At 73.5% G+C, this 14,716-nt stretch carries 15 protein-coding genes; 9 read left to right on the top strand and 6 right to left on the bottom strand.

Going from position 1 to position 14,716, the window contains the following annotated elements; genetic code table 11:
- Positions 1-21: 21 nt before the first annotated feature.
- The gene (locus AB0B76_RS13150) at positions 22-1,293 is read left to right on the top strand and encodes a hypothetical protein (protein WP_360374129.1); all 1,272 of its coding nucleotides are present in this window, start codon (positions 22-24) and stop codon (positions 1,291-1,293) included.
- Here AB0B76_RS13150 and AB0B76_RS13145 read toward each other — a convergent pair.
- Positions 1,271-2,557, bottom strand: a complete 1,287-nt coding sequence (locus AB0B76_RS13145) for an FAD-binding oxidoreductase (RefSeq protein ID WP_360374127.1) — start codon at positions 2,555-2,557, stop codon at positions 1,271-1,273. The two genes, AB0B76_RS13150 and AB0B76_RS13145, sit on opposite strands and share 23 nt — an antisense overlap.
- Positions 2,558-2,603: 46 nt before the next feature.
- Between AB0B76_RS13145 and AB0B76_RS13140 the strand changes: the two genes are divergently transcribed.
- From AB0B76_RS13140 to AB0B76_RS13130, 3 genes are all read left to right on the top strand, one after another.
- Entirely contained in the window at positions 2,604-4,034 is a 1,431-nt protein-coding gene (locus AB0B76_RS13140; RefSeq protein ID WP_360374125.1) for a PLP-dependent aminotransferase family protein, read from the top strand.
- Positions 4,035-4,126: 92 nt separating this feature from the next.
- Positions 4,127-5,209: an LLM class flavin-dependent oxidoreductase gene (locus AB0B76_RS13135; protein WP_360374123.1), complete on the top strand. Its 1,083-nt coding sequence runs from the start codon at positions 4,127-4,129 to the stop codon at positions 5,207-5,209.
- Between the two features lie 2 nt (positions 5,210-5,211).
- Complete coding sequence (locus AB0B76_RS13130) at positions 5,212-5,835, top strand: FMN reductase (RefSeq protein ID WP_360374121.1); 624 nt, start codon at positions 5,212-5,214, stop codon at positions 5,833-5,835.
- Here AB0B76_RS13130 and AB0B76_RS13125 read toward each other — a convergent pair.
- Positions 5,807-6,739: a GNAT family N-acetyltransferase gene (locus AB0B76_RS13125; RefSeq protein ID WP_360374119.1), complete on the bottom strand. Its 933-nt coding sequence runs from the start codon at positions 6,737-6,739 to the stop codon at positions 5,807-5,809. The genes AB0B76_RS13130 and AB0B76_RS13125 overlap by 29 nt on opposite strands.
- Positions 6,740-6,778: 39 nt before the next feature.
- Here AB0B76_RS13125 and AB0B76_RS13120 point away from each other — a divergent pair, with 39 nt between their 5' ends.
- Positions 6,779-8,203 carry an MFS transporter gene (locus AB0B76_RS13120; RefSeq protein WP_360374117.1) on the top strand — a complete coding sequence of 475 codons (1,425 nt, stop codon included), beginning with the start codon at positions 6,779-6,781 and terminating at the stop codon, positions 8,201-8,203.
- A gap of 733 nt (positions 8,204-8,936) precedes the next feature.
- Here the strand turns inward: AB0B76_RS13120 and gndA are convergent.
- The 3 genes from gndA to AB0B76_RS13105 form a co-directional block, all read right to left on the bottom strand.
- A complete protein-coding gene (gndA, locus tag AB0B76_RS13115) occupies positions 8,937-10,373 on the bottom strand; it encodes an NADP-dependent phosphogluconate dehydrogenase (protein WP_360374115.1) in 1,437 nt (478 codons plus the stop codon).
- 140 nt (positions 10,374-10,513) lie between these two features.
- Positions 10,514-10,762, bottom strand: coding sequence for a hypothetical protein (locus tag AB0B76_RS13110; protein WP_360374113.1), 249 nt, complete (start codon positions 10,760-10,762; stop codon positions 10,514-10,516).
- A gap of 45 nt (positions 10,763-10,807) precedes the next feature.
- Positions 10,808-11,362, bottom strand: a complete 555-nt coding sequence (locus AB0B76_RS13105) for a helix-turn-helix domain-containing protein (protein ID WP_360374111.1) — start codon at positions 11,360-11,362, stop codon at positions 10,808-10,810.
- Between the two features lie 109 nt (positions 11,363-11,471).
- Here AB0B76_RS13105 and AB0B76_RS13100 point away from each other — a divergent pair, with 109 nt between their 5' ends.
- A complete protein-coding gene (locus tag AB0B76_RS13100) occupies positions 11,472-12,185 on the top strand; it encodes a GNAT family N-acetyltransferase (protein WP_360374109.1) in 714 nt (237 codons plus the stop codon).
- Positions 12,186-12,368: 183 nt separating this feature from the next.
- Here AB0B76_RS13100 and AB0B76_RS13095 read toward each other — a convergent pair whose 3' ends face one another.
- On the bottom strand, positions 12,369-12,530 hold the full coding sequence (locus tag AB0B76_RS13095) for a hypothetical protein (protein ID WP_360374107.1): 162 nt from the start codon (positions 12,528-12,530) through the stop codon (positions 12,369-12,371).
- Positions 12,531-12,676: 146 nt separating this feature from the next.
- On the opposite strand from AB0B76_RS13095, the gene AB0B76_RS13090 reads away from it, so the two are divergent.
- The 3 genes from AB0B76_RS13090 to AB0B76_RS13080 are packed head-to-tail and all read left to right on the top strand — an operon-like array spanning position 12,677 to position 14,660.
- Entirely contained in the window at positions 12,677-13,114 is a 438-nt protein-coding gene (locus AB0B76_RS13090) for a DUF3307 domain-containing protein (protein ID WP_360374105.1), read from the top strand.
- Positions 13,115-13,165: 51 nt separating this feature from the next.
- The gene (locus AB0B76_RS13085) at positions 13,166-13,648 is read left to right on the top strand and encodes a sigma-70 family RNA polymerase sigma factor (protein ID WP_360374103.1); all 483 of its coding nucleotides are present in this window, start codon (positions 13,166-13,168) and stop codon (positions 13,646-13,648) included.
- Positions 13,641-14,660, top strand: coding sequence for a hypothetical protein (locus tag AB0B76_RS13080; RefSeq protein WP_360374101.1), 1,020 nt, complete (start codon positions 13,641-13,643; stop codon positions 14,658-14,660). The genes AB0B76_RS13085 and AB0B76_RS13080 overlap by 8 nt, the downstream gene beginning before the upstream one ends.
- The last annotated feature ends 56 nt before the right edge of the window (positions 14,661-14,716 follow it).

Genomic DNA, 14,716 nt, shown 5'->3' with positions numbered 1-14,716 from the left:
GGCGGTCGCTACGGTGGGGGCGTGACGGAGTTCCTCGCGTTCGCGGTGCGGCGATGGTTCGGGCTGCGCAGCATCCTGGAGGCGTTCGCCGAGGCCGGGCGGAATGTCCGGGACGAGATGCGCCGGTTGGCGGAGGAGATGCGCGACGAGCGGCGGGCGGCCCGGTGGCGGCGGCTCGCGGCGCTGCGGCGGGGGCTGCGGGACCGCTATGAGGGGTGGGCGCACGCACGGGCCGCCGCGGGCGGGGTCGTCGCGCGGCCGGAGGTGCGGGCGCGGCTGCGGCGGCTGGCCTGGCAGGCCGTTCGGCGGTACGAGCACGATCAGCGGCGCCTCGCTGTCGCCGCCGTCGTCACCGCGGCGCTGCTGTTCCTCGGGTTGCCGATCTGGCTCCTGACCGCCGCCGGGGTCCCGTGGATGACGCAGGGCGCCGCGATTCTCCTGGCGTTCGTGGTCCTCGTCGGGCCCGCCGCGTACGTGCCGCGGTTCGGGATGTGGATGCCGCCGCTCGCCGCGGCCGGGCTCGGCGCCGTCCTCGCGGTCGTGCCGGGCGGGCTGGCGCTGGGCCCGGCCCCCTTCCCGGTCGTCGTCCTGCGGGTCGGGCTCGTGCAGTGGCTGGGCCTGCTGCTCGCCGTGGCCGAGGTCGTGCTGGCCGCACGGGTCGTCAACCGGCGGCGCATGCGGCGGCACCCGGAGATCGAGGCGGCCGAGCTGCTCAACTGGCTGCTGCCCTTCCTCGACCCCGGCGGCCTCGCGACCGCCGGGCCCCGCCGCGCGGTCGCGCGCGGGCTGGAGCAGCTCGCCGAGGTCTTCGAGCACGGGTACGCCGCGGCGCTCGCCCTCCCCGCCGCCGACCTCGACGCCGAGCTGCGCGGGCGGCTGCGGCGCATCGCGGCCGGGCTGCGCGCGCAGGAGGTCGCCGTCGCGCTGCCCGACGCCGAGACCGTCGCCACGCTGCGGCGGCAGCTGCTCGCCTGCGCCGGGGCCGTGGCGACCGGGCGGCTGGGCAGCCTCGCCGGGATCGTCGACGCGGAGCCGCGGCCGGTGCGGCGGCGGGTCTTCGCCACGCTCGCGGTGCTGCGCTCGGTCGCCGTCGCGCTGGTACCGGCGGCCGCCGTGGTCCTGCTGCACCGGGCCGGGCTGCTGCTGTGGGACGAGCTCGGCCGGGGCGCGGCCGCGGTGGCCGCCGTGTGGGCCGTCGCGGTGCTGCTCATGGCGCTCGACCCGCAGTTCGGGCCGCGGGTCCGGGCCGTGCGGGAGCTGCTGGGCCTGCTCAGGGGCGAACCGAGGGCCTGATGTTGTGGTTGAGGTGGAAGACGTTGTCCGGGTCGTAGGCGTCCTTCACCGCGGTCAGGCGCGCCAGCTGCGCGGCCGGGTAGGCGCGCCGCACGCCCGCCTCGCCCTCGTCGTTGAGGACGTTGACGTAGACGCCGGACGCGTACGGGGCGAGCAACGCGCCCGTCGCCCGCGCGACGGCCATGCGCTCGGCGTCCTCGGCCGGGTCCGTCCAGCGCAGGCCGGTGCCGAACTCGAACAGCGTGTCCCGGTGCGCGAATGCCGTCGCCGCGGGGGCGACGTCGGCGATGGCTCCGCCGTAGGTCTGCAGGCTCCGCGCGGCCGGTCCGGGCGTGAGAAAGGCGTCGACGGCCGCGTCGGGCAGGGCGCGCAGGTAGTGACCCTTGGAGTAACGGCGGTACGCGTGCCCGCCCGTCGTGTCGTCGCGCGTCTGCAGGTGCAGGTACGACACCTCACGCACGGTCGCGGCGGGCATCTCGGCCAGCAGCCCGGCCGGATCGCCCGGGCCGGCCCAGACGAACCCGAGGCGCACCGAGCCGTCGCCCGGCGAGACCGCCTCGAGGGTCGCCGGGCGGGGCGCGACGGCCGCGAGGTCGCGCCAGTGCCGCAGCGCCGCGGCGGCGCCGGACGGGTCGACGGCGTACTCCGCGACGAGGGCCCGCGTCCCGACCGGGTGCAACCGGAACTCGAACTCGGTGACCACCCCGAAGTTCCCGCCCCCGCCGCGCAGGCCCCAGAACAGCTCCGGGTGCTCCCGGGCGGACGCGGTAAGCACCTCGCCGGCCGCCGTCACCACGCGGTACGACACCACGTTGTCGCAGGCCAGCCCGTACTGCCGGGCCAGCCAGCCCATCCCGCCGCCGAGCGTGAGCCCGCCGACGCCGGTGTGCGACACGTTGCCGGCCGTGGTCGCCAGGCCGTGGCGCTGGGCGGCGGTGTCGAGCACGCCGAGCAGCGCCCCGCCCTGCACCCGGGCGCGGCGCCGGGCCGGGTCGACCCGCACCGCGGCGAGCCGGGTCAGGTCCAGCATCAGCCCGCCCTCCGGCACCGCGAACCCGGCCGCGTTGTGCCCGCCGCAGCGGACTCCCAGTTCCAGGCCGCGTTCCCGGGCCAGCCGCACCGCCGCGACCACGTCGGCCTCGCACGCCGCCCGCACGATCAGGGCCGGGCGGCGGTCGACCATCGCGTTCCAGATCGAGCGGGCCTCGTCATATCCCGGGTCGCCCGCGGTGAGCACATTGAGCTTCTGCGCCGTCGTCGTCATGCTGAAAGCCTCTTCGAATTTGGTACTGCATGAGAGGTCCGATCCCGTGCGCGAGTCGAGGACCAATTCCGGTGCCGCCGCGACCGACCTGCTGCTGGACGCGCTCGACCGCGACTCCGGCGTCGCCCTGCACCGGCAGCTGGAGGCCTCGATCCGGGCCGCAGTGCGGGCGGGGCGGCTGCCGGTGGGTGCGTCGCTGCCGCCGAGCCGCGTCCTCGCCGCCTCGCTGGGTGTGTCGCGGGGCGTGGTCGTGGCCGCCTACGAGCAGCTCTCCGCCGAGGGGTACCTGACCAGCCGCTCCGGCGGATACACCCGGGTGAATGCCGGCCCGGAGACCGCACCGGCCGCCGAGCCGCCGCCCGCGCCCGCGCCGGCCGCGCCCGTCGTGAGCTTCAACTACGGGCGCAGCGACGTGTCGAACTTCCCGCGGGCGGCCTGGCTGCGCAGCCTGCGCCGGGTGCTCACCGAGGCGCCGGCGGAGCGGCTCGGGTACACCAGCGGGCAGGGCGACCCCGAAATGCGCTCGGCGCTGGCCGCGTACCTGAACCGCGTCCGCGGCACCGTCGCGCACCCCGGCGACATCGTGATCTGCTCGGGGTACGCCCAGGGGGTCGCACTGCTCGTGACCGTGCTCGCCGCCGGCGGGCGGGGCGGGCGCCCGATCGCGGTCGAGGACCCGTCGTCCAACGACGACGTGTGGCCCCTCGCGGCCGCCGCGGGCCTGGGGCCGGCCGGGGTGCCCGTCGGCGAGCACGGCGTGGACATCGCGGCGCTGGAGGGCGTCGACGCCCAGGCGCTCGTGCTCACCCCCTCGCACCAGTGGCCGACCGGCGGGGTGCTCCCGGCCGAGGCCCGCGCGGGCGTGGTGCGCTGGGCCCGGCGCACGGGCGCGCTGGTGGTCGAGGACGACTACGACGCCGAGTACCGCTACGACCGGGCCGCGATCGGCGCCATGCAGGGCCTGGCCCCGGACCGCGTGGCGTACCTGGGCTCGGCCAGCAAGACGCTGGCGCCGGGGCTGCGGCTGGGCTGGATGCTGCTGCCCCGGCGGCTCGTGGGCCCGGTGGTCGAGGCGAAGCTCCGGGCGGACCGGGGCTCCCCCGCCATCGACCAGCTGGCGTTCGCCGACTTCCTGGCCGCCGGCGAGCTGGACCGGCACCTGCGCCGGATGCGCCCCGTGTACCGGCGCCGCCGCGACGCCCTGCTGCGCGCCCTGGCCCGCCACCTGCCACGACTGCGTCCGGCCGGCATCGCGGCCGGGCATCACCTGGTGGCCTGGCTGCCGCCGGGGCTCGACGAGGCCGCGGCCGAGCAGGCCGCGGCCGCGGCGGGCGTGGCGATCGCGGGGCTGCGCCGGTACTACCTGGCCGGGAACGGTCCGCCGGGCCTGCTTTTCGGGTATGCGTCCCTGAGCGAGCGCGCGATCGAGGACGGCGTGGCCCGGCTCGGCGCCGCGCTGGGAAGTCACGGAAGTTGATTGTTCACTGGCGGAATGTTTGACTCGTCAGCTATGTTGTAGCGCGCAGAGGCCGGGAACCGCCCGGGTCCGCAGTGAAGGTGGCGTTCGAGATGCAGTTCGGTGTGTTCACCGTCGGTGACGTGACGCAGGACCCCACGACGGGGCGGGTGCCGACCGACGCCGAGCGGGTCAAGGCCATGACGACTATCGCGCTCAAGGCCGAGGAGGTCGGGCTCGACGTGTTCGCCATGGGCGAGCACCACAACCCGCCGTTCGTGCCATCGTCGCCGACCACCATGCTCGGCTGGATCGCGGCGAAGACCTCGCGGCTGCTGCTGTCCACCGCGACTACCCTCATCACGACGAACGACCCGGTGAAGATTGCCGAGGACTACGCGATGCTGCAGCACCTGGCCGACGGCCGCGTGGACCTCATGCTGGGCCGCGGCAACACCGGCCCGGTGTACCCGTGGTTCGGCCAGGACATCCGCAAGGGCATCCCGCTCGCCGTCGAGAACTACGCGCTCCTGCGCCGGCTGTGGCGCGAGGACGTCGTTGACTGGGAGGGCGAGTTCCGCACGCCGCTGCAGGGCTTCACGGCCACCCCGCGCCCGCTGGACGGCGTCCCGCCGTTCGTCTGGCACGGCTCGATCCGCACGCCCGAGATCGCGCAGCAGGCCGCGTACTACGGCGACGGCTTCTTCGCCAACCACATCTTCTGGCCCAAGGAGCACACCCAGCGCATGGTCGAGCTGTACCGGCGGATGTTCGAGCACTTCGGCCACGGCTCGCCCGACCAGGCCATCGTCGGCCTCGGCGGCCAGGTGTTCATGCGCAAGAACTCGCAGGACGCCAAGAACGAGTTCCGGCCGTACTTCGACAACGCTCCCGTCTACGGCCATGGCCCCTCGCTGGAGGACTTCTCGGCGCAGACCCCGCTGACCGTCGGCAGCCCGCAGGAGGTCATCGACCGCACGCTGGGCTTCCGCGAGTACGTCGGGGACTACCAGCGGCAGCTGTTCCTGCTCGACCACGCCGGCCTGCCGCTGAAGACGGTGCTGGAGCAGCTCGACATCCTCGGCGAGGAGGTCGTGCCGGTGCTGCGCAAGGAGTTCGCGATCGGCCGCCCCGCGCACGTGCCGGACGCGCCGACGCACGAGTCCCTGAAGGCTCTGCAGAAGGTGGACGCATAACCATGAGCACCCGCTCGATCGTCGCCGTCACCGCCGGGTTGAGCCAGCCGTCGTCCTCACGACTGCTGGCCGACCGGCTCACCGCCGCCGTCAGCGCGGGCCTCGACGCCGAGGTGCGCGTGTTCGAGCTGCGCAACGTGGCCCACGACATCACCGACAACCTGCTGACCGGCTTCCCCTCCCCGGCGCTCAAGGAGGTCGTCGACGCGGTGGCCGGCGCCGACGGGCTGGTGGCTGTGACCCCGATCTTCAACGCGTCGTACAGCGGGCTGTTCAAGTCGTTCTTCGACGTGCTCGGCGACGACGTGCTGCGCGACAAGCCGGTGCTGCTCGGCGCGACGGGCGGCACGGCCCGGCACTCGCTGGCGCTGGAGCACGCGCTGCGGCCCATGTTCGTCTACCTGCACGCGGTCGTGGCGCCGACCGCGGTGTTCGCCGCGACCGAGGACTGGGCCGCCGGCGGGCGCGACACCCTGCACGAGCGCGTACGCCGCGCGGGTGCGCAGCTGGCCGCGCTGGTCTCCGAGCGGGGGCCGGTCGAGGTCGCCGACCCGTTCGCGCTGACCACGTCGTTCGAGGACCTGCTCGGGGGCCCGGTCAAGAAGGAGCCGCCGCGGTCGACATGATCCACACCGGGAGCTCGTCGACGTGGAGCTCCCGGACGACCTCGAAGCCGACGGAGCGGTACACCTCGACGTTCTTCGGGTTTGAAGTTTCCAGGTAGGCCGGCAGCCCGTCGGCCTCGGCGCGCGCGAGCCCGGCCGCCAGCACGGTCCGGCCGAGCTTGCGGCCGCGGTGGTCGGGATGGGTCGCCAGCACCCCCAGGTACCAATGCGGCGTTCTGGGCAGTTTGGTGTGCACGATCGACTGGTAGAGGCCGAAGCGGCCGGCCTGGGGCGGGTGCTCGACCCCGTCGCCGCCCGGGGACCTCGGCGCGTCCCACATCGCGACCGCGGCTCCCCCGTCGGCGACCCACACCGTGCCGTGCCCGGCGCGCAGGTCGAACAGCGCGCCCGCCATCGCGGCCGCCTCGGCCGGGTAGGTCGCGTCGTCGGGCATGAACCAGCGCATGGCCGGATCGGTGGCGAACGCGGCAACGAAGGTGTCCACGACCGCGTCGCGGTGCTCGGCGGTGGCCAGGGTGACGACGGGCTCGCTCATGGGCTGGATCACTTTCGACGTCACTTTGGACAGGTACGCATCGATGGCATCGCGGTTGCGGCTGAGACAGGCGATCCGGGCGTCCATGCGGTCGCGCTCGTAGCGCAGCTGGGCGACGACCTCGGGCCCGGCGTCGGAGATCGTGATGCTACAGGGGTTGTCGAGGCACGGCAGGACGTTTCTGATCAGACGCGTGGGCAGCCCGGACTCGAGCAGCCCGCGGATCTGCTGCACCCGGTCGACCAGGTGCTCGCCGTAGTCCCGGTACCCGTTGGCCCGGCGCTCGGGGGTGAGCAGTCCCTGCTCCTCGTAGTACCGCAGCAGCCGGGCGGGCGTGCCGGTGCGGGTGGAGAGTTCGCCGATACGCATTGACCTTCACACTAATGTGAGGGTCGGACGATGGCGAGCATGATCCTCGCGGTGCTCTCGGCGGCGCAGTTCCTGCTCGCCCTCGACTTCTCGATCGTGTACGTCGCGCTGCCGGCGATCGCGCGGGACCTCGGGCTCTCGCTGGCCGCGGCGCAGTGGGTCGTGAGCGCGTACGCGGTGCCGTTCGCCGGCTTCCTGCTGCTCGGCGGCCGCTTGTCGGACCGCTGGGGCGCGGGCCGCCTCTTCCTGGTCGCGACGCTGCTCTTCGGCCTGGCGAGCCTGGCCGGGGGCCTGGCGTCGTCCGGCCCGGCCCTGCTCGCCGCCCGCGCCGTGCAGGGCCTGGCGGCGGCGCTGCTGCAGCCGGCGATCCTGGGGCTGATCGGCGCGCGCTTCGCGGGTGCGGCGCGGACGCGGGCGCTGTCCGTGTGGGGCGCGGTGGGCGCTTCGGGGCTGGCCGCGGGCGTGGTGCTGGGCGGCGCGCTGACGCGGCTGAGCTGGCGCTGGACCTTCTTGGTGAACGTGCCGGTGGTCGCGGCGTGCGCCGCGGGGGCTGGGGCTTGGTTGTGGTCGACCGCGCGGACGCGCGCGACGCCCGCCCCGTTGACGCGCACGTTGCTGTCGACGGCGGCGGCGGTACTGCTGGCTTTGGGCCTGACCGAGGGAGGCGCGCGCAGCTGGCGCTCGTGGCCGACGCTGCTGGCATTGGCCGGCTCGTTGGTCTTTTTCGCTTTTATCACGATTTTTCGGACATCGAGGCTTGCCCGGCGAGGCCGGCCTGGAGGTTTTCGTCCGCGCGCAGCGTCCGGGCGGGCCGATCAAACGTCGAGTCCCGCCAGCCGTTCGCCGCGATCTTTGCGCACGGGTTCATGGTCCGCCGCCTTGTACATGGCGAGCGTAGGCTCCGAGTTCTACGTGGTGACCTTGATGCTGCAGGACCGCGACGGCTACACACCTCTGCAGGCCGGCCTGGCGTTCCTCCCTTTGGCCGCCCTGGTCACAGCGGGCAGCTCGGCGACGGCCCGCCTGATACGCCGCTTCGGCACAGCCCCGACCCTGGCCGGCGCCTTCACGGCGGCCGCGGCGTCCCTGGCCTGGCTGGCCCTGACCGCGAACACGGGCTACTTCCAGGGCGTCCTACCGGGCCTCTTGGTAAGCGGCGCCGCCCACGGCGTCATCTACACGTCGATGTTCGTCCTGGGCGCCCGCGAGGTCCCACCGGCCCAGCAGTCGTCGGCCGGCGCAACGATGACAACGGCCCAGTACCTGACGGGCGCGGTCACGGTAGCCCTGCTGACCCTGCCCTTGCACAGCGGCGCGTACGCAACGGCATTCTGGCTGACAACGACGGCCGCGGCTGCGGGCGCTTTGGTAGCCCTGAGCCAGGCCAAACACGACCGCGCGATCAAGGCCCCGGACGCGGACCCGGACCCCGTCGCACCCGCATTGGCCGACCGCACCGTTTGACCGCACCGCTTGACCACGACTGCACGCGTTGACCAAAACTGCACGCGCACCGAAGACCAGCGGCACCACCGCGAGCCAGGCGACCGCTCGCTCAATCCATTATCCCAGAGCCGCGGCAGTCCCACTGCCCCGACGAACCCGCCCGGTTCCAGTGACCCCACACGCAACCCACGACCCCGCACCCACCGCACCTGCACTCACGACCCGCGCCCACTGCACGCACGACCCGCACCCACCGCACTCGCACCCACCGCACTCGCACCCACCGCACGCGCGCCCGACCCGCACCCACCGCACTCGCACCCACCGCACTCGCCACCCACCGCACCCGCGCCCACCGCACGCGCGCCCCGACCCGCGCCCGCCGCACCCGCTGCACGCACGACCCGACCCGCGCCCGCCGCACCCGCGACCCGCACCCCGCACTCACCGCACTCGCACTCGCACTCGCACTCGCACCGGCACCCCACACCCACCGCTCTCGCTCCCGGCACGCCACACCCACCGCTCTCGCTCCCGAGTCGCGGCACCCCCGCACTCCGCACCCGCGACCCACCCCCCGACACGTCGACAGCCCCGAAATGCCGAACCCCCGACCCGCAAACAGCTGCGAATCGGGGGCCCAAATCAACACGGAACCAACCCCGGCGACGGTGGCGTTCCGCTTTATTCACCGTACCACGGCCGTCCTAACCGATCACGGCCCTCGATACGCAAAGCATCCAAGCAAACACTACGCGCTGTGTTCCTTCTTGTCGCCCGCCCACTCCACGTGGAAGATGCCCTCGCGGTCGGTTCGCCGGTACGTGTGGGCGCCGAAGTTGTCGCGCAAGCCCTGGATCAGCGAGGCCGGCAGGCGCTCGGCGCGCAAGCCGTCGAAGTACGCCAGCGAGGACGAGAACGCCGGGGTCGGAATGCCCGCCGCGGCCGCCGCGGCCACGACGCGGCGCCAGGCCGGCACGCCCGCGTTGACGGCGTCGGCGAAGTACGGCGCGACCATGAGGCTCTTGAGCCCGGGAGTCTCGTCGTAGGCCTCGCGGATGCGGTTGAGGAACCGGGCGCGAATGATGCAACCGCCGCGCCAGATCGTTGACACACGGCCGCGGTCGATGTCCCAGCCGAACTCTTCGCTGCCGGCCTGGATGTGGTCGAAGCCCTGGGCGTAGGCGACGATCTTCGACGCGTACAGGGCCGCGCGCACGTCCTCGATGAACTGGTCGCGGTCGGCGATGTCGAGCGCGGCGACAGAAGAGCCGAAAGCCGAACGCGCGGCCTCGCGCTGGTCGGCGTGGCCCGACAGGGAGCGGGCGAAGGTCGCCTCGGCGATACCCGTGATCGGCACGCCCAGGTCGAGCGCGCTCTGCACGGTCCAGCGGCCGGTGCCCTTCTGCTCGGCCTGGTCGAGCACGATGTCGACGAAGGCCTCGCCGGTGTCGCCGTCGATCTGGGAGAGCACGTCGGCGGTGATCTCGATGAGGAACGACTCGAGGTCGCCGGTGTTCCAGGTGCGGAAGATGTCGGCGATCTCGGCCGGGGTGGCGCCGAGGCCGGCCCGCAGCAGGTCGTACGCCTCGGCGATGAGCTGCATGTCGGCGTACTCGATGCCGTTGTGCACCATCTTCACGAAGTGCCCGGCGCCGTCGGGGCCGACGTGGATGCAGCAGGGCGTGCCGTCGACCTTGGCCGAGATCTTCTCGAAGATGGGGCCGAGCTTCTGGTACGACTCCGGCGAGCCGCCCGGCATGATGCTCGGGCCGAGCAGGGCGCCCTCCTCGCCGCCGGACACGCCGGTGCCGACGAAGTGCAGGCCGTGCTCGCGCAGGCCCTGCTCGCGGCGGCGGGTGTCGGCGAAGTGCGCGTTGCCGGCGTCGACGATCATGTCGCCCTCCTCGAGGAGGGGCACGAGCTCGTCGATGACGGCGTCGGTGGGGCCGCCGGCCTTCACCATGATGATGACGGCCCGCGGGCGGGCGAGGGAGGCCACGAAGTCGGCCATGGACTCGCTCGGCACGAACGTGCCCTCTTGCCCGAACTCGTCGACGAGCCGGCGCGTGCGCTCGTACGAGCGGTTGTGCACGGCGACGGTGTAACCGTTGCGGGCCAGGTTCCGGGCCAGGTTGCGGCCCATCACCGCGAGACCGGTCACGCCGATCTGCGCCAGGTCGGACATCTGCGATGCACCTCATCCAGTCGAGCTCTCTGCCCCGGACCGGCGACCACTACCCCGTGATCACGGTTCGAAGCGCGCGTCGGACCAGGCTACCCGCCTGGTGTCCGCGTCCGGTGAGGTGATGCGCGAGGTTCCAAGACTCAGGACACGCGCAGACGGTTCTTGCACACCATGAGGGTGATGCGGCGGTCACAGAAGGCCACGAGGTCCCACGAGATCCGCATTCTGGCGGCGGTACCGCGGGAGAAGACGCCCCGCCGCGGCTCCACGACGAGCGCCGCGATCTCCCGCGTGCCGCTATCTCCGAGCACCGTCTCGACGCCATCCACCGTACCGATGGGCCGTCCGGCCAGATCGACGACCGGCCTGTGCAGCAGATCGATCTCCATGCGTGCCTGCGTACCCGCGCACGATGATCGACTACCCAGCCGGAGCTAGCGGGCGCGCACGCCGTCCAGGGCGACCGTGAGCACGCGCTCGCGCTGGGCGTCGTCGACGTATCCGCCGGCAGTCAGCCCCGAGACCAGCCGCAGCAGGTCGTCGGTGCTGACGTCGCGCCGCGCGGCGCCCGACTCCTGGGCGCGGGCGAGCAGCGGCTCGAACGCGGCGTACATCGCCTCGCGCGCGCCGCGCACCATCTCCGAGTCGCGGTTGATCTCCTCGTAGATGGCGCGCTTGGTCGCGACGTAGCCGACGAACCGGCGCAGCCAGGCGGCCAGGGCGTCCCACGGTTCGAGGCCGGCGACGTCCTCGGCGGCGCGGCACAGCGCGTCGAGCTCGCCGAGGTACACCGCGTCGAACAGGTCCTGCCGGGTGGGAAAGTTGCGGTACAGCGTCCCGATCCCGACCCCGGCCCGCCGGGCGATCTCCTCGAGCGAGGCGGTCGTGCCGTGCTCGGCGAACGCGTCGCGCGCGGCGACGATGAGCGCGTCGAAGTTGCGCCGCGCGTCCGCCCGCTGCGGCCGCCGCACACCCGGCTCCGTCTGCATGCACCCACCCTTTATCGGAGGTCGACCTCCACTTTAGCACCGGCCCCGAAGATGACCTGGACCGCGCGGCGGCGGCAAGACAATGAACACCCCGACATAGGCTGCGCGAATGGACGCAGACGCCCTGACGACGGCGGCCGGGAACGCGGCCTGGCTCTGGGCCCGGGTGGCCCGCGCCCGCGGTTACGAGACGCGGTCCGGTGACGGGTGGGTGGCCGTGCTCGGCGACGAGCGCTACGGGCGCCGCGTGCTCACGCTGGGCCCCCGCGCCGCCGAGGACTTCGCGGACCTGGTCGCGGGCGAGGGCCGCGTCGTCGTCGAGGACGCGTTCGGGACGGTGGACCTGACGGACCGGGGACTGGCCATGCGGCAGCTGCCGGTGATGATCCGGCGCCCGGGTAAGCCGGTCGACGAGCCCCGCCTGCCCGTGCGCCGCGTCGGGAGCGCCGCCGACCTGGCGGTCGCGGAGCGGCTGGTGGTCGAGGACTTCGCGCTGGAGAACTTCCAGCCGTACGCGCGCGGGGTGGTCTTCCCGGAGAGCATCCTCGCCGACCTCGAGTTCTACCTGGCCGACCTCGACGGCGAGGTGGCCGGCGCATGCGTGGCGGTGCCCGAGCCCGGCGCGGTCGGGGTGTACTGGGTGACGACCGGCACCGCCTTCCGCTCGCGGGGCGTGGGCCGGGCCCTGATGCACGCCGTGCTGCGCCGCTTCGACGACCGCCCGATGACGCTGACGGCCTCGCGGATGGGCCGGCCGCTGTACGAGTCGCTCGGCTTCGAGCACATTACGCAGGCCGGCTGGTGGAGCGCTCCTACCGCGTGATGACCCGGTCGGGGTGCAGCCGGGCGAACTCGCCCACCCGGTCGTCGCGCGCCGCGGTGAAGAGGTCGGCCGTCGCCGGGTCCAGGTTCTCGTAGTCGCGGCCGTCGCGTTGTTCGGTGTTGAAGCGGCCCGCGTTCGTGCTCAGGAGGGTCAGGTCGTCCGGGCCGATCGCGCGCAGCCGGACTAGATCAGGTACGCGCGGTCGCCAGCCTCCGTCACGTGCACGATGATCACGGTGTCGGCGCGCGCGGTGGACCGGTCCTCGCCGGGGCGGGCGTCCAGGCCGGCGGGCAGGATGTTGCGCCCGGGCTCGGCAAACTCGGGTCGCTGCGCACCTTGACCCAACTACCGGCTTGACCGGTTAGTTACGCATTTGCGCTGCTCTGGGCGGGTGACGCGACCCAGGACACATGTGTTCTGCCACGTTCGACGTAGAAGTGACCGGCGGCGGGGCGGATGATCGGAACTCCCGTCGATGTGAGGAGCGGCCGATGTCGGATGACACGCTGACGCACTCCGTGGTGTTCGCCGTGGCCCTGCTGGCCCTCTTCGTGGGCCACAGCCTCGGCGACCACGTCACGCAGACCGACCGGCAGGCCGGGCTCAAGGCGGGCCGGGGCGCGACCGCCTGGCGGGCCATGGCGGGGCACCTGCTCGGCTACCACGTGACGGTGACCGTGGTGCTGCTCGGCACCGCCCTCGCGCTGCGGCTGCCGCTCTCCCCGCTCGGCGTCGTCGCGGGGATGGTCTTCTCGGCCGTGACCCACGGCCTGCTGGACCGCCGCTGGCCGGTGCGCGCGATCCTGAAGGCGACCCGCTCGCCGCAGTTCGCCGAGGCGCAGAGCCCGGTGTGCGGCATGTACGTGGCCGACCAGGCCCTGCACCACCTCGCCCTGCTGGTCTCGGCGCTGATGATCGCGACCCTGTAGCGCGGAAAAAGGCGGGCGCAGCGATCCGGCCGCCTCGCGCGTGACATGAATATGCCCGAGCCGCCCTTCAGCGAGTTCTACGGCGCGCACTTCCAGCGCATCGCCGTGCAGCTCTACGCGTACCTCGGCGACCACGCCGAGGCCCAGGACCTCGCCCAGGAGGCGTTCTGCCGGGCCTTGGAGCAGTGGCCGCGCATCGCCGGCTACGCCGACCCCGCCGGCTGGGTGCGCCGCGTCGCCTGGAACCTCGCCACGAGCCGGCTGCGGCGGCTGCGCACCGCCCTGGGGTTCCTCGCGCGGCAGCGGGAGCAGCACGTCGAGGGGCCCACGCCCGACCGGGTGGCGCTCGTCGCCGCGCTGCGGGAGCTGCCCGCGGGCCAGCGCCGCGCACTCGTGCTGCACCACCTCGGGGCGCTCGGCGTGGCCGAGATCGCCGAGCAGGAGGGCGTCGCCGAAGGCACGGTGCGCTCCTGGCTGACCCGCGGCCGCGCCCGGCTGGCCGCCCAGCTCACGCCGGAGGTGTGGCATGCCTGAGACCACTGTGGAGGACGAGTTCGCGCGGTTCGCCGACGAGTACCTCGGCACGTTCCGCCCGGTGCCCGTGGAGGCGATGCGAACGTGGCGGCGCAGCCGCCGGCGCGGGGTGCTCTGGCTGGCCGGGCTCGGGGCCGCGCTCGTCGCCGCCCTGTCGCTCAACGCGCTGCAGCCCGCGGTGGCGCCCGACCGGCCGCCGTTCACGGACCGGCCGGTGCGGCTGGAGGGCGCGCACGGGACCATGGTCGTGCGGTTCACGGACCGCACGCACGGGTGGGTGCTGTTCGACGACTGCCACCCGGGCGGCGGCTGCGCCCGCTTCCTCGGGCACACCGACGACGCGGGCCTGACCTGGCGGCCGGTGGAGCTGCCGGACCTGCCGCCCGAGGGGCACATGGGGTTCATGATCCGCGGGGCGGACTCGTTCCTCGTCGGCGTCAGCGACCCCTACCTGGCCTGGTGGGCGACGGAGGACGGCGGCCGGACGTACCGGGCCCTCAGCCCGGAGGACGCGCTTTCCGTCGAGGACCCCGGCGAGCTGCCCAAGCCGCCCACGAGCCGGGGGCCCTGGCGGCTGACCCACACCGGGCTGGAGACGACGGTGGAGTACTCCCCCGACGCCGGCCGGACCTGGCGCGCGGCCGGGCCGAACATCGGGGTCGGCGCCTTCGTGCGCGTCTCGCCGGACGGGCGCGACGCCTGGGCGGTCGCCGCGAACCCGACCCGGGTCTGGCGGCTGACGCCGGACGGCGCACTCGCCGTGCCCGACCTGCCGATCATGGCGAACGCGGACACGATCAGCCCGGCGAACGGGGGCGGGCTCGTCATGGTGCTGCCCGGCCCCGGCGTCGGGGTGTGGCGCGACGGCGGTTTCACCCCGCTGCCCGCCCCGCTGGCCGACGCGTACCTGGCCGGCCCGCTCGACGACGGCTCGATCGCCCTCCTCGCGTCCGACGGCGCCCTCGTCGTGGGCCAGGCCGGCGGGGAGTGGGTGCGCTACACCGCGGCGTGACCGGGCGCACAGTTGAACACGTTCAGGAACGGCGGTACCGTCTTGTTGAACACGTT

This window comes from Dactylosporangium sp. NPDC049140 (assembly GCF_040648435.1).
The sequence above is the reverse complement of the archived record's forward strand: the minus strand, read 5'-3'. Positions and strand labels throughout refer to the sequence as shown.

Excerpts from the sequence above, each read along its gene's own strand:
- AB0B76_RS13120 (WP_360374117.1), top strand. The coding sequence starts at position 6,779 with ATGATCCTCGCGGTGCTCTCGGCGGCGCAGTTCCTGCTCGCCCTCGAC.
- AB0B76_RS13080 (WP_360374101.1), top strand. The coding sequence starts at position 13,641 with ATGCCTGAGACCACTGTGGAGGACGAGTTCGCGCGGTTCGCCGACGAG.
- AB0B76_RS13130 (WP_360374121.1), top strand. The coding sequence starts at position 5,212 with ATGAGCACCCGCTCGATCGTCGCCGTCACCGCCGGGTTGAGCCAGCCG.
- AB0B76_RS13135 (WP_360374123.1), top strand. The coding sequence starts at position 4,127 with ATGCAGTTCGGTGTGTTCACCGTCGGTGACGTGACGCAGGACCCCACG.
- AB0B76_RS13105 (WP_360374111.1), bottom strand. The coding sequence starts at position 11,362 with ATGCAGACGGAGCCGGGTGTGCGGCGGCCGCAGCGGGCGGACGCGCGG.
- AB0B76_RS13125 (WP_360374119.1), bottom strand. The coding sequence starts at position 6,739 with ATGCGTATCGGCGAACTCTCCACCCGCACCGGCACGCCCGCCCGGCTG.
- AB0B76_RS13085 (WP_360374103.1), top strand. The coding sequence starts at position 13,166 with ATGCCCGAGCCGCCCTTCAGCGAGTTCTACGGCGCGCACTTCCAGCGC.
- AB0B76_RS13100 (WP_360374109.1), top strand. The coding sequence starts at position 11,472 with ATGGACGCAGACGCCCTGACGACGGCGGCCGGGAACGCGGCCTGGCTC.
- AB0B76_RS13145 (WP_360374127.1), bottom strand. The coding sequence starts at position 2,557 with ATGACGACGACGGCGCAGAAGCTCAATGTGCTCACCGCGGGCGACCCG.
- AB0B76_RS13110 (WP_360374113.1), bottom strand. The coding sequence starts at position 10,762 with ATGGAGATCGATCTGCTGCACAGGCCGGTCGTCGATCTGGCCGGACGG.
- gndA (WP_360374115.1), bottom strand. The coding sequence starts at position 10,373 with ATGTCCGACCTGGCGCAGATCGGCGTGACCGGTCTCGCGGTGATGGGC.
- AB0B76_RS13090 (WP_360374105.1), top strand. The coding sequence starts at position 12,677 with ATGTCGGATGACACGCTGACGCACTCCGTGGTGTTCGCCGTGGCCCTG.